Below are 12,833 nucleotides of genomic sequence, written 5' to 3'. Positions count from 1 at the left end.
AGGGATCGCGAGCGGGAATCGTGGCGTGAGAAGGCGCTATATCCATGGGTTGGAGCCAATGACCGATGCCCCCTAATGCGTCAATGGTGCGACGCACCATGAACGAATTCTATCAGCGATAAAGTCAGCTTTTCTGCGCCTTTGGTCAATCTAACACGACATAAAGTCAGGTCATCTTGACATTGTCAGCGAATCACTACATAAAGTAAGGGCAACCTGACATTTCGTAAGGTACGCCACACAATTTCGTACAGTTTACTGATCGGAGCCTATCACATGCGCACCATATTAAACTCGCCTGCCGCTTCCTGGCGGATTGGTTGAAAAGCGCCAGTCCATGAAAAACCGACTTAAAGTGCTCCGCGCGGAACGCGATTGGTCGCAGGCGGACCTTGCCGGACATCTTGATGTCTCGCGGCAAGCTGTGAACGCCATCGAAACCGGCAAGCACGACCCATCACTCCCACTCGCCTTTCGCATCTCGCGCCTGTTCGACATGCCAATTGAAGAGATTTTCCATGACGAAGCCTGATCAAACATCTTATGAAAATGGCGGCAAGCCCACGCCTCGCCCGTTTCTTGGCCAAGTGCTGTTTTACTTCGGCTTTTCCCTGTTCGCAGGGGCCATTGGTGCAGCCTTCATGTTTATGAACCGGGGCGATCTTGGTGGCATAGAAATCGGTGTGACCGCGGTCTTGCTCGCGATCGGCGCCGCCATGACTTACGCCGCTGTTCGGATCGGAGATTTCGATCCACCCTCTTTCTCTTCGAAAACGGGCCGGTCTCAGCTGTTACTGCTGTCCTATGTGGTGCTTGGGGGCGCTGCCGGCATCTACGTAAACGCTGTGCACACAGACAGCATCCTCGAAGGAACGTTCCAACCAAGCCAAACCGAAGCAATCGTTGCCTTGGTCATTTTGAGCGCCATGATCCCGACTGCAATCTATCAGTGGATGCAGTTTGACGATTTTCAGAAAGCAGCGATGAAAGACGCCGCATTCTGGACTTTCAACGTCTACGTGTACGGATACATCGCTTGGGTTATCGGCGCATTTGGCGGAGTTTTCCCCCAATTCGATCACCAAGTGATGTTTCTCATCGTTACGTTCACTTTCCTCTTCAGCTGGGCGTTCAAACGCTCAGGCTGATCCCGATAATGAGCCGAAACCTGTTCATTCCACGTCAAATACTTTTGCACTACCCACCCCTCCCTTGAAAGGATCCTCCTAATGAAAATCTCCTCAATCCTCGCATCTAGCGTTGCTGGCCTTGCGCTGCTTGCCTCAAGCCCTGTTCTCGCCGACGATCACGCGGCTCCCGCTGCAGATGCGGCCATGGAACTGCCAAGCGGTCCCGAAGGCCCTGCCCTTTGGAAAGTGTCGGATGAAGACACCACGATTTACCTGTTCGGTACGGTTCACGTGCTTCCCAAGGAGCTCAAATGGTATGACGCAGAAATCGACGCCGCTTTGAGCGCGTCAGACACCGTCGTAACCGAAATCAAGATGGACCCGGCCAGTGAAGCAGCGATGGGCCAATTGGCTCAGGCTCGGGGGGTGTACACCGATGGCACCACCTTGCGGTCGCTTCTTAGCCCAGAGCAAACGGCGTCTTACGAAACTGCACTTTCCGGCCTTGGCATTCCGGCGGAGGCTTTTGATCCCATGAAGCCTTGGCTCGCAGGGCTCACGCTGTCGTTCCTCCCGCTCATGCAGCAAGGCTACGACCCGAATGCTGGCGTTGATAAAATCATCATCTCCAAAGCCGGTGACCGCACTCAGGATGCATTGGAAACGGCCGAATTTCAGATCGGCATCTTCGACGGTCTTCCACAGGACGCTCAAGTCGAATTCATGATGGAAGCGGTCGAAGGCATGGGCGAAGTCAAAGAGACAATCGATGCCATGGTGGCTGAATGGGTCGAGGGTGATCCTGATGGTCTTGCCGAAGTGATGAATGCCGATCTTGAAGACGAAGCCCTCGCCGAAGCGCTGCTTTATTCGCGCAATGCGACCTGGGCTGACTGGATCGAGAGCCGCCTTGAGACAACGCCTGGCACAGTCTTTATCGCTGTGGGTGCTGGCCACCTTGCGGGCGAAAAGAGCGTTCAGGACTACCTTGCCCAGCGCAACATCGAAAGCGATCGGGTTCAGTAATGACCGATCTAAGTGCCAGCACCGCCGATCAAGCCCGCCCCGCGTGGCAGGCGGTGCTGGCCCTTGCCTTGGTCCTGCTCCTGTTTGCCATCACGGCTTGCAGCGAGGAGGAAAAGGCAAGCGAGGTGGAGCCCTATCCCCCGCCCAACCCGCTTATCTACGAGCTCGCAAACGCTGACGGGGAGGTCGAGGGATGGCTTTTAGGCACCATCCACGCCCTCCCCGAAGGCGTTTTGTGGCGTACCGTTAAAATCGACAGTGCGATTGAAGAGGCTGATGTCCTTGTCGTCGAAGTCGCGAGCCTTGGCCAGAACGATGCGGCCAGACAGGCTTTTATGGAGCTCTCCCAAAGTCCTGGTCTTCCGCCGTTGACGGAACGTGTACCCCCTGACCTTCGCCCTGAATTGGACGAGATGATTGCCCGCCTCAATACATCGCGCGCCATTCTACGGTCCTCGGAAGACTGGGCAGCAGCGATCATGCTGGCTCAGGTCGATGCGCCGGGAGACCCCGAACTCGGCGTCGATAGAGCCCTGATCAGTGAGTTTGGCGACCGTCAGGTGATCGGGTTTGAGACCGCGCGCGGACAGCTTGCCATTTTCGATGGGCTCGCCGCCGAAGACCAGCGCGAGCTTCTTGAGGGAACCATCGAGGATTGGGCATCCTCAAAGAATGCGCCAGACCGGCTTTTGCGCGCGTGGCTAAGAGGAGATGCAGCGACCCTCGAAGAAGCCACAAGCGAAGGGATCATGGCAGATCCGGAAATCCGGAACGCCCTTCTGGTGGACCGGAATATCGCATGGATGGAACAGCTTACGCCAATGCTGAAACAGACCCCCAAACCGCTTATTGCCGTGGGGGCAGCGCATCTGGTGGGGCCTGATGGCCTTGTGACGATGCTTGAGGGTCAAGGCTACACGGCAACGCGCATCTCTGCGCCCTAGGGCACGCAAGCGAGTTTTCGGTTGTATTATAGCGCCCACACGCTATGTGCCCGCTTCTTGGCGTTCTGGTCATCCCTGGAGGCGGGACGCGCAAGGCACTTTAATTAATTACGCATTCGAAAGGCTAATGTTATGAGCGACGCTCTGAATTTGCCCGCTGAAGCGCGCGAACGGGCAGGCAAGGGAGCCTCCCGTGCACTTCGCCGCGAAGGTCGGGTCCCCGCTGTCATCTATGGCGGCAAGGAAGAACCTCAAATGATCCACGTCGAGGAAAAGGAACTGGTCCGTCAGCTGATGATCGGTCACTTTATGAACTCGATTGTGCAGGTTGAAGTGAACGGCAAGCCCGTTCGCACCATTCCAAAAGATGTCGCTCTGCATCCGGTCACCGACCGCCCGACGCACGTAGATTTCTTCCGCCTGTCGAAAGACGCCAAGATCGACGTGTCGATCCCGGTCGTCTTCGTTGGCGAAGCAGATGCCCCTGGCCTTGTTAAAGGCGGCGTTCTCAATGTTGTGCGTCACGAACTTGAACTGGTTTGTGAAGCAGACAAGATTCCCGGCGAAATCGAAATCTCGGTTGCTGGCAAAGACGTTGGCGATGCAATCCACATCAGCGAAGTCAAGCTTCCCGAGGGCAGCGAAAGCGCGATCACAGACCGCGACTTCACTATCGCAACTCTCGTTGCTCCATCTGCGCTCAAGCAGTCTGAAGGTGACACCACCGAGGAAGACGAAGCACCAGCAGCAGACGAAGTCGAAGCAACTGCTCAGAAGAGTGAAGACGACTCTGAGTGATTGGGGGCAAGTAAGCCTCTCTCCACTGTTGAAATAACCAAGGCACCGGGCTTTCCGAAAGGAGCCCGGTGTTTTGTTTTGTGGAAGGTATCGCTAGAGGAGCACCATGCAAATCTGGACAGGCCTCGGAAATCCCGGCCCAAAATACGCACTCCACCGGCACAATGTCGGATTTATGGCCCTCGACGTAATCGCCGAGATGCACGGCTTTGGGCCTGAGCAAAAGAAGTTCCAGGGTTGGGTCAAAGAAGGCCGGATCGGCCAAGAGAGAATCCTGCTGCTAAAACCTGCCACCTTCATGAATGAAAGCGGTCGAAGCGTTGGCGAGGCGATGCGCTTTTATAAGCTTGGGCTTGATGCGCTCACCGTCTTCCATGACGAACTCGACCTTGCCCCGTTCAAAGTGAAGGTGAAGCAAGGCGGCGGTCATGCGGGGCACAACGGCCTTCGCTCCATCGACAAACATTTGGGAGCAGACTTCCGCCGCGTCCGCATCGGTATCGGGCATCCCGGGCACAAGGACCGCGTGAACTCCTATGTGCTGGGCAATTATGCCAAGGGAGAACAGGACGACCTCATCGAAATGCTGGGCGCGATTGGCGCAGAGGCACAATGGCTGGCCGAGGGCAACGACCCCCGTTTCATGAGTGACGTTGCGCTAAGGCAGCAAGGATAGCCAGTTGGTTGACAACCACCCAAGCAACGAAATGGCTGAGATGACCACTCGCGAGTTGGTCAGTGCGACCTGTGCTCAAGCAGCATTGTTCTCAGGGATCGGAGCGTTGATCTGGTACGCGTCAGGGCGCGATATACTGGCCTTTGTGACCTTTGACCTTGTTCAGGTCGCGTATGGATTAGCAATCGCAGCCGCGATGATCGCAAGCGGCTTTGCTCTGTTCAAAGTGTTCCCCCGGTTCTCAGAGCAACTGGTGCGTGACCAGGCGCACAGCCTCGCCTTCCTTAAGAACAAGCTTGGCATGGGCCCCATCATCGTCATTTCACTCTGCGCAGGCATTTGGGAAGAAGCCTTCTTTCGCGGGGGGCTTCTGACTTTGGCAGGCGATTATATGCCCCTTTGGATCGCCGTGATCATCACATCGGTCATGTTCGCAGCGATCCATCTGGCAAAGCTCAAAGTCGCTATCCTGATCGCCGTTATCGGCTGCGTGTTCGCAGGGCTGTATCTGGCGCTTGAAAGCTTGCTCGCTGTGATGATCGGCCATGCGGTCTATGATATTTGGGCGCTTTGGTACGTCCAGAATGAAATGCACCGGTTGGGCGTCTTTGACGAGGCGCAAAGCGATATCGACGAAGCGCCAGAGCTGAGCTAGTATGCGCCCACATTTCGCCAGGGGCGCATAGGCCCCGAAAAGACACTCGCCTTCGAAACCGGAGATTGATCCCATGCCCAATATGAACCGCCGCACCCTCCTTGCAGGTGCCGCTGCCACCGGAGCGCTTGCTGCTACCGCGTCCATTGCTGCGGACGATTTGGTCGAAGCCAGCCACGACATGACGGGCAAATCTGTTCTGATCACCGGCTGTTCAACCGGCTTTGGGCGCCTCGCTGCCGAAGATTTTGCCCGCAAAGGTGCCAAAGTCTTCGCAACCATGCGCAACCTCCCCCGCCCCGAAGCCGACGAGCTACGGATGCTTGCCCTCAACGAAAAACTCGACCTGCAAGTGATCGAGATCGATGTGACCTCTGACGAGCAAGTGGAAAACGGCGTACAGCAAGCGCTTAATGCGGCCGACGGAACTCTGGATGTACTCATCAACAATGCCGGTACGTCCTACGGCGGCCCGCTTGAAATTCAGGACATGGAAGCAACGCAGCATCTGTTCGATGTGAACGTCTTTGGCCCTCACCGCATGGCGCGCGCAGTCCTGCCAGCGATGCGGAAAGCCAAATGCGGACTTATCATCAATGTCACATCGCAATTGGGCCGCGTTATTGTTCCTGCCTATGCACAGTATTCTCCCACCAAGTTTGCGCTTGAGGCGATGAGTGAACAGCTCGCATACGAGCTTGTCCCCCACGGTATTGATGTGAACATTATCGAGCCGGGCGGCTATCCAACCATGATCTGGAAAAATTCGAACGAGAACAGCCTCGCTCTGCTCGAACGCGCGGAAGAGAGGCACACCGACGGCTATCAGGCTCTGATCGCGCAGCTTGGCGGGCGCACAGGTGGCGGGTCAACCGATCCGATGGATGTGCCGAAAGCTATGGCTGAGATTATTTCGATGCCTGCCGGAACGCGCCCGCTTCGGCGCGAAGTGCACCCTGGTGCCAAACCGCAGATGGCAATCAACAAGGTCAGTTCCGAAGTTCAGGTCGGCTGGCTTGGCGGGAGCCCTTATGGCCCTTGGATCAAGGCGGTTCACAACTCCTGACCAAGCAGGCTGGTCAAGCGCCCTGCCCCAAGCTAAGGCGCGCGAAAACCTCTTACATGAAAGAATTGACCCATGGGTTTCCGTTGCGGGATCGTGGGACTGCCCAATGTTGGCAAGTCCACTTTGTTTAATGCACTCACCGAAACGCAGGCTGCACAGGCTGCGAATTATCCGTTTTGCACGATTGAACCCAATGTGGGCCAGGTCGCCGTGCCGGATGAGCGCCTCGACAAGATCGCGAAGATTGCATCAAGCGCCAAGGTCATCGCAACGCAGCTTGCCTTTGTCGATATCGCAGGCCTTGTGAAAGGTGCGAGCGCCGGCGAGGGTCTGGGCAACCAATTCCTCGGCAACATCCGCGAGGTTGATGCGATTGTGCATGTTCTTCGCTGTTTTGAAGACGACGACATTCAGCACGTCTCGAACCATGTCGACCCCATTGCCGATGCCGAAGTGGTAGAGACAGAACTGATGCTGTCCGACCTTGAAAGCCTGGAAAAGCGGGTTGCCAATGCGGCGAAACGCGCAACCGCTGGCGACAAAGAGGCCAAGATCATGGCATCTGTTCTTGGACAGGCGCTTGAGCTTTTGAAAGACGGCAAGCCTGCCCGCCTGGTCGAACCAAATGACGAAGAAGAGGCGCGCGTCCTTGCGCAGGCGCAGCTTTTGACAGCAAAGCCGGTTTTGTACGTCTGCAATGTCGCAGAAGATGAAGCAGCAACCGGTAATGCATTGTCTGAAAAGGTTTTTGAAAAGGCTGCATCCGAGGGCGCTCAGGCGGTTGTCGTATCTGCTGCAATTGAGGCTGAGCTGGTCACGATGCCGCAGGAGGACCGGTCCGAATATCTCGCTGAACTCGGTCTTGAGGAAAGCGGTCTCGCACGGGTGATCCGCGCCGGATACACTCTTCTTGGTCTGAAAACCTTCTTCACTGCCGGGCCCAAGGAGGCGCGCGCATGGACGTTCCCCGACGGTGCCAAGGCGCCGCAAGCCGCAGGTGAAATCCACACCGACTTCGAAAAAGGCTTCATCCGGGCAGAGACCATTGCATATGACGATTACATCGAGCTCGGCGGTGAGGCCCCCGCACGTGAAGCAGGCAAGCTTCGTCAGGAAGGCAAGGAATATCTTGTCCAGGACGGCGACATATTGCTGTTTAAGTTCAACGTCTAAGCGTTAGTATCGCGTGCCGCGTTTGCGGCAGGTCATTCGCTTTCGCTCATGCCGACGCTGGAGAATTGGATAACTCCGTCTCCTGCGCCAAAATCGTGCATCACCTCTCGAATGTGCGCGTTGAGCAGCTGCCTTATCTTGGTGTGCGCGCTTTGTGTGATCGCTATTGTCACTCCATAGTCCTCGATCAGTCCCTGTTCCGAGAGGCGTTCAATCCAGCTGCGTATTTCGGTGGCAGAGATATCCAATTCATCTGCCAATCGACCGGCAACGCACACTCGGGAATTTCCCGACGCGATGAACGCGTAGAGAAGAATATCCCAAGCAGGCTCACCAAACAGATCGGCCCCAAGAATTTGATTGCGCGCCTTCCTGTGCGCGAAAAGCCGCTCGGCTTGGGCGGTAGCGATATCGGTCAGCGTGTCGGTCCAACCGCTGCTTGTCTCTGCATTCGTAATTTTCATGGTAAAATGTAAAATCAGCCCCCAAAATCGGGGAGCCGTATACTTAAGAATTGTTTATGAGCGCACTTCTACCGAAAAACTGTTCGATATGACTTAAAGTCATGACGTACAGCCAGAATGTAAAACAGCTCACGCTTCTTGAGCGTTACGACCCCACCGGTGAGCTAACACATTTCTATCCGAAATGGGAAGGGCTTTGAACAAAACAGACCGGACCTTATTTTTCAAGGACTTGAGAGCGACAACATATTTACTTCGCAAACTAACTAAACTTGATCTCTGGGTGTACGGCCGAATCTGCCTCAGTGCCGGCCGAAGAGCTTCTCGACGTCTTCCATAGAGAGCTTCACCCAAGTGGGCCTGCCGTGATTGCATTGGCCCGACCGCGGCGTTGCTTCCATTTCGCGCAGGAGCGCATTCATCTCGGCCACGCTAAGCACGCGCCCTGCCCTGACCGATCCGTGACACGCCATTGTCGCAAGCACATATTCGAGGCGTTCTGCCAGCAATAGGGACCCGCTTTCCTTTTGCGGGCCATGTTTAGCGATATCGTCGGCCAGATCGCGCAGAAGCTTGCCCGTGTCCGCCTTTGCAATCGCAGAAGGTACTGCGCGCACCAGCATGGCCGCGGGACCAAAGCGTTCGACGGTCAATCCAAAGCGCGCAAGACCCTCCGCCGCATCTTCAAGCCGGTCGCAATCTGCCTCGTCCATTTCGACGACGTCGGGAACCAGCAAAGCCTGACTGCGCTGCACCGCCTCTTCTGCGCCGGCGCGTTTGAGCCGCTCAAGCACAAGGCGCTCGTGCGCTGCGTGTTGGTCGACAAGGATGAGCCCGTCTTTGCTTTCCGCCACGATATAGGTGTTGGCCACCTGTCCGCGCGCAATGCCAAGGGGATAGTCCTGCGTCTCCTCGGAAAGCGGCGTGGCCTCTTCGGCGCGGCCTCGGGGAAGCGCTGCATCACCTGGCGGCGGCGCATAAGGCGAGGCAAAAGCCGGGCGGGCTTCGGCAAGATATGCGTCGTTAGAAGGCCGATCGGGCGCATCAAATATCGAGCGAAGCGCAGGCGACTCCTCGTGGGGTACCGGCTTTGAGGGCTCTGCCACCCATCTGCCCATGGCCGCGCGATCCGGCCCTTGCGCTGAACGTCTGTCGCCCGTCGCCAGAGCCTGACGCAAGCCGGATACGATAAAGCCGCGCACGCCTGCTGCATCTCTGAAACGCACTTCGGTTTTTGCCGGATGGACGTTCACGTCCACATCTTGCGGCGGAATTTTGAGGAACAGCGCAAGCACCGCATGGCGATCACGCGCCAGCATGTCGGAATAGGCCCCGCGCACCGCTCCAGTGAGCAATTTGTCCTTCACAGGGCGTCCGTTCACAAACAGATATTGGTGATCGGCAACGCCTCGATTGTATGTCGGCAGGCCCGCCAGTCCGGTAAGACGCAAAGCCCCGTGTTGCCCTTCCCTTGTAAGGTCAATCTCGACCGCATTGTCTTTCAACTCGCGCGCGACAATTTGTGAAACACGCGTTGCAAGTGCCTCATCTCCCTGGGTGTTCAGTCCTTTTCGGACCTTCCCGTCAGTGACATTCTCCAAAGTGAAGGCAATATCGGGCCGCGCCATGGCAAGACGCCGGACGTTGTCGAGGCAGGCCATATATTCACTGCGCGCCGTGCGAAGGAATTTGCGGCGTGCAGGGATGCGGGCAAAGATCTGCTCAACCCTAACCCGCGTTCCATAGGGGAGCGCTGCCGGCCCCTCTTCCACCAAATCGCCATGATCCACCACCCGGCGCCATCCGTCCTCAGCCCCGCGCACCCGGCTTTCGAGCGTCAGGCGTGCAACACTGGCGATGGAAGGGAGCGCTTCTCCGCGAAATCCCAGGGTTGCAACCATTTCAATGGCTTCATCCGGCAATTTGGATGTGGCATGACGCTCCAGCGCCAGCGCCATCTCATCCGCGCTCATCCCGCAACCGTCATCTGTGACCTCGAGCCGGGACAGGCCACCATCCACAAGCGATACAGCAATTCGCGAAGAACCTGCATCAATCGCGTTTTCAACCAGCTCTTTGAGCGCAGAAGCAGGCCTTTCAACGACTTCTCCGGCCGCAATACGGTTAACAAGCGTTTCAGGAAGGCGTCGAATTTGGGGCATTTGTCTCAAGCTAGCGCTTAAGCGTCGCAAATTCGAGGGCAGCGGGGGAAAATCCGCTCCACAGTCAACAAAAAATTTTCCCTTTTTGCGTGGGGTTCGCTAGGCGGAATGCACAAGCGATATGAACTTATAAGGCTTTGTGCGGTTCGCTCCGGCGGATCGTGCTTACGGGATATCACGGAACACTTCGAAAATGAGCTTTTTTGCCAATCTTTTCAAATTCGGATCGCAAAACATGGCGATCGATCTGGGGACCGCCAACACGCTGGTCTATGTTCAGGATCAGGGGATCGTCCTGAATGAGCCTTCGGTAGTTGCTATCGAGACTATCAACGGGATCAAGCGCGTCAAAGCAGTTGGCGACGATGCAAAGATGATGATGGGCAAGACGCCGGATTCGATCGAAGCGATCCGCCCGCTGCGTGACGGCGTTATTGCCGACATCGAAATCGCAGAAGAAATGATCAAGCACTTCATCCGCAAAGTTCACGGCAAGCGTAACCTGTTTCGCTATCCCGAAATTGTGATTTGTGTGCCTTCGGGTTCCACATCGGTTGAGCGGCGCGCGATCCGCGATGCCGCATCGAACGCTGGCGCTTCCGAAGTGCACCTTATCCTTGAGCCAATGGCGGCGGCTATCGGCGCTGATATGCCTGTGACAGAGCCTGTGGGTTCAATGGTCGTCGATATTGGCGGCGGCACGACCGAGGTCGCCGTTCTTTCGCTTCGCGGTCTTGCCTATACCACGTCGGTTCGCACCGGCGGCGACAAGATGGACGAAGCAATCGTTTCTTATGTTCGTCGACATCACAACCTTTTGATCGGGGACAGCACCGCTGAACGGATCAAGAAGGATTACGGCATCGCCATCATCCCGGATGACGGGATCGGCGAGACGATCACTCTGAAGGGCCGCGACCTTGTGAACGGCGTGCCTAAAGAGATCACAATCAACCAGTCGCATGTAGCAGAAGCTTTGTCAGAACCGATTGGCGCCATTGTTGAAGGTGTGCGCATCGCTCTTGAGAACACTGCGCCAGAACTTGCGGCCGACATCGTCGATCAGGGTATTGTTCTTACCGGTGGCGGCGCGCTCATTCGCCGGTTGGATGAACATCTGCGCGAGGAAACAGGCCTGCCTGTGTCCATCGCAGAAGACCCACTCACCTGTGTTGCGATCGGCACTGGCCGCGCAATGGAAGACCCGGTTTACCGCGGCGTTCTGATGACCGCGTAAGGAAACTCGAATTAAGGGATCATACTAGGCCATGGCGTCGCCCAAATCGCGTCGATCGGGCTTTTCGAAAAAGCAGCAGTATTCGGTATTTACCGGATATCTGTTGGCGACGCTTGGTGCGGTAATCGGGCTTGCCCTTCTGACGATTTCCTTGTGGCAACCCTCGATCCTGCAGCCTTTGCGCGGCGCGGCCACCACCGCGGCCAGCCCGGTCGGCGAAGCAACCGCGACGGCGCGTTCGGGCGGGAACGGTATCTGGGACACGGTCAGCGGCTTCTGGAGAGCAGGTAGCCAGAACGCAGCCCTTCGCGAAGAAGTTGAAGTCGCTCGCATCCGGCTTGCGGAGGCGCAAGCTGTGGAGGCCGAGAACGACCGGCTAAAGGCGCTCCTTGGCTTATATAACCAGGAAAACCCGCCCGTTGCGACCACAAGACTGGTCGCGTCCAGCGCATCCTCGGTGCGTCGCTTCGCCTATATCGGCGTTGGCCGCGCCGACGGAGTTGAGATCGGTATGCCGGTCCATTCCGAACGCGGTGTGATCGGCCGCGTGCTCGAAACTTCGTTCGCCTCATCGCGCGTGCTACTTCTGACAGACACCGAAAGCGTCTTGCCGGTGAGGCGTGCGTCTGACCAAACGGTCGCATTCGCCGAAGGGCGCGGGGACGGTTTCTTGCGCATTCGGCTCATCAATCTTGGGCTAAACCCTCTGGAAATCGGCGATGTTTTCGTAACCAGCGGTGCCGGCGGGTATTATCGCCCCGGCGTTGCGGTGGCGGTGCTTTCCGAAATCACGCCAGATGGTGGTATTGCTCAGCTAATCGCAGAGCCTGCAGCCACCAATTACGTCAGTGTCGAGCCGATCTATGAACCTTTAGCCGTTGAGGTAGCTGGGGTACGCGAACGCGACGAACTCAGCGAAGAGGAGCTTGCCAATTGATCGATCGGCTTGATCCCCCCTTACAGCACCGCGCCTACGGCGGCGACAGAATCAACCGTGTTCAAGATCCATGGCGTACAAGAACAGTTCACTACGTCACAATTCTTCTGGGGTCGCTGATTCCCCTCTTTATCATCGCCGATGTCATGCCCGTCGCCCCGCCGCTGGGCTTTATGATCTTCCTTGGCTGGAGGCTCATGCGCCCGGGACTTATGCCTTTGTGGGTCGGTGTGCCCTTGGGGGCATTTGACGACCTTTTCAGCGGGCAACCCTTTGGCAGCGCTATCTTTTTGTGGTCCCTGACCATGATCGCGCTCGAACTTATCGAAACGCGTTTCCCCTGGCGCGGGTTCTGGCAGGACTGGTTCACCGCCGGTTTTGCCATTTTGCTGTATATTGTGGCCGCTATGATTGTGTCCGGGGCAACTCTTTCGTCTCATGTCTTGATCGTGATCCTCCCTCAGATCGCGCTTTCGATCATGCTCTATCCGCTGATCGCAAGAGTGATAGCGCGCGCTGACCGGTTCCGCCTGTCGCGCGCACGGAGGATCGGGTGAAGCGGTTT

14 protein-coding genes are annotated in these 12,833 nt (G+C 56.8%); 12 read left to right on the top strand and 2 right to left on the bottom strand.

From position 1 onward, the window contains the following. Window positions 1-337: 337 nt before the first annotated feature. From AC0V6Q_RS04035 to ychF, 9 genes are all read left to right on the top strand, one after another. On the top strand, window positions 338-532 hold the full coding sequence (locus tag AC0V6Q_RS04035) for a helix-turn-helix transcriptional regulator (RefSeq protein ID WP_486167129.1): 195 nt from the start codon (window positions 338-340) through the stop codon (window positions 530-532). After that, window positions 519-1,148 carry a hypothetical protein gene (locus AC0V6Q_RS04030; RefSeq protein ID WP_486167128.1) on the top strand — a complete coding sequence of 210 codons (630 nt, stop codon included), beginning with the start codon at window positions 519-521 and terminating at the stop codon, window positions 1,146-1,148. The genes AC0V6Q_RS04035 and AC0V6Q_RS04030 overlap by 14 nt, the downstream gene beginning before the upstream one ends. Window positions 1,149-1,229: 81 nt before the next feature. Continuing rightward, window positions 1,230-2,156 carry a TraB/GumN family protein gene (locus AC0V6Q_RS04025; protein WP_486167127.1) on the top strand — a complete coding sequence of 309 codons (927 nt, stop codon included), beginning with the start codon at window positions 1,230-1,232 and terminating at the stop codon, window positions 2,154-2,156. Continuing rightward, window positions 2,156-3,100: a TraB/GumN family protein gene (locus tag AC0V6Q_RS04020; RefSeq protein ID WP_486167126.1), complete on the top strand. Its 945-nt coding sequence runs from the start codon at window positions 2,156-2,158 to the stop codon at window positions 3,098-3,100. Before AC0V6Q_RS04025 ends, AC0V6Q_RS04020 begins: the two co-directional genes overlap by 1 nt. Window positions 3,101-3,232: 132 nt before the next feature. Then, window positions 3,233-3,898 carry a 50S ribosomal protein L25/general stress protein Ctc gene (locus AC0V6Q_RS04015; protein ID WP_486167125.1) on the top strand — a complete coding sequence of 222 codons (666 nt, stop codon included), beginning with the start codon at window positions 3,233-3,235 and terminating at the stop codon, window positions 3,896-3,898. Window positions 3,899-4,004: 106 nt separating this feature from the next. Beyond that, window positions 4,005-4,574 (top strand): aminoacyl-tRNA hydrolase, encoded by a 570-nt coding sequence (gene pth, locus AC0V6Q_RS04010; protein ID WP_486167124.1) that lies wholly within the window; start codon window positions 4,005-4,007, stop codon window positions 4,572-4,574. A gap of 40 nt (window positions 4,575-4,614) precedes the next feature. Further along, entirely contained in the window at window positions 4,615-5,229 is a 615-nt protein-coding gene (locus tag AC0V6Q_RS04005; RefSeq protein ID WP_486167123.1) for a CPBP family intramembrane glutamic endopeptidase, read from the top strand. 73 nt (window positions 5,230-5,302) lie between these two features. Continuing rightward, window positions 5,303-6,295: an SDR family oxidoreductase gene (locus AC0V6Q_RS04000; RefSeq protein ID WP_486167122.1), complete on the top strand. Its 993-nt coding sequence runs from the start codon at window positions 5,303-5,305 to the stop codon at window positions 6,293-6,295. Between the two features lie 72 nt (window positions 6,296-6,367). Beyond that, window positions 6,368-7,468, top strand: a complete 1,101-nt coding sequence (gene ychF / locus AC0V6Q_RS03995; protein ID WP_486167121.1) for a redox-regulated ATPase YchF — start codon at window positions 6,368-6,370, stop codon at window positions 7,466-7,468. 32 nt (window positions 7,469-7,500) lie between these two features. On the opposite strand, the gene AC0V6Q_RS03990 is transcribed toward ychF, so the two are convergent. Continuing rightward, on the bottom strand, window positions 7,501-7,932 hold the full coding sequence (locus tag AC0V6Q_RS03990; RefSeq protein ID WP_486167120.1) for a hypothetical protein: 432 nt from the start codon (window positions 7,930-7,932) through the stop codon (window positions 7,501-7,503). Between the two features lie 302 nt (window positions 7,933-8,234). After that, window positions 8,235-10,094, bottom strand: a complete 1,860-nt coding sequence (gene mutL, locus AC0V6Q_RS03985) for a DNA mismatch repair endonuclease MutL (protein WP_486167119.1) — start codon at window positions 10,092-10,094, stop codon at window positions 8,235-8,237. A gap of 193 nt (window positions 10,095-10,287) precedes the next feature. Here mutL and AC0V6Q_RS03980 point away from each other — a divergent pair, with 193 nt between their 5' ends. Genes AC0V6Q_RS03980 through AC0V6Q_RS03970 form a run of 3 tightly spaced genes read left to right on the top strand, consistent with a single transcriptional unit; the run spans window position 10,288 to window position 12,825 of the window. Further along, window positions 10,288-11,331, top strand: a complete 1,044-nt coding sequence (locus tag AC0V6Q_RS03980; protein WP_486167118.1) for a rod shape-determining protein — start codon at window positions 10,288-10,290, stop codon at window positions 11,329-11,331. 31 nt (window positions 11,332-11,362) lie between these two features. After that, entirely contained in the window at window positions 11,363-12,268 is a 906-nt protein-coding gene (gene mreC, locus AC0V6Q_RS03975) for a rod shape-determining protein MreC (RefSeq protein WP_486167117.1), read from the top strand. Next, window positions 12,265-12,825: a rod shape-determining protein MreD gene (locus AC0V6Q_RS03970; RefSeq protein ID WP_486167116.1), complete on the top strand. Its 561-nt coding sequence runs from the start codon at window positions 12,265-12,267 to the stop codon at window positions 12,823-12,825. The genes mreC and AC0V6Q_RS03970 overlap by 4 nt, the downstream gene beginning before the upstream one ends. Window positions 12,826-12,833: the final 8 nt, after the last annotated feature.

This window comes from Erythrobacter sp. S227 (assembly GCF_057364925.1).
The sequence above is the reverse complement of the archived record's forward strand: the minus strand, read 5'-3'. Positions and strand labels throughout refer to the sequence as shown.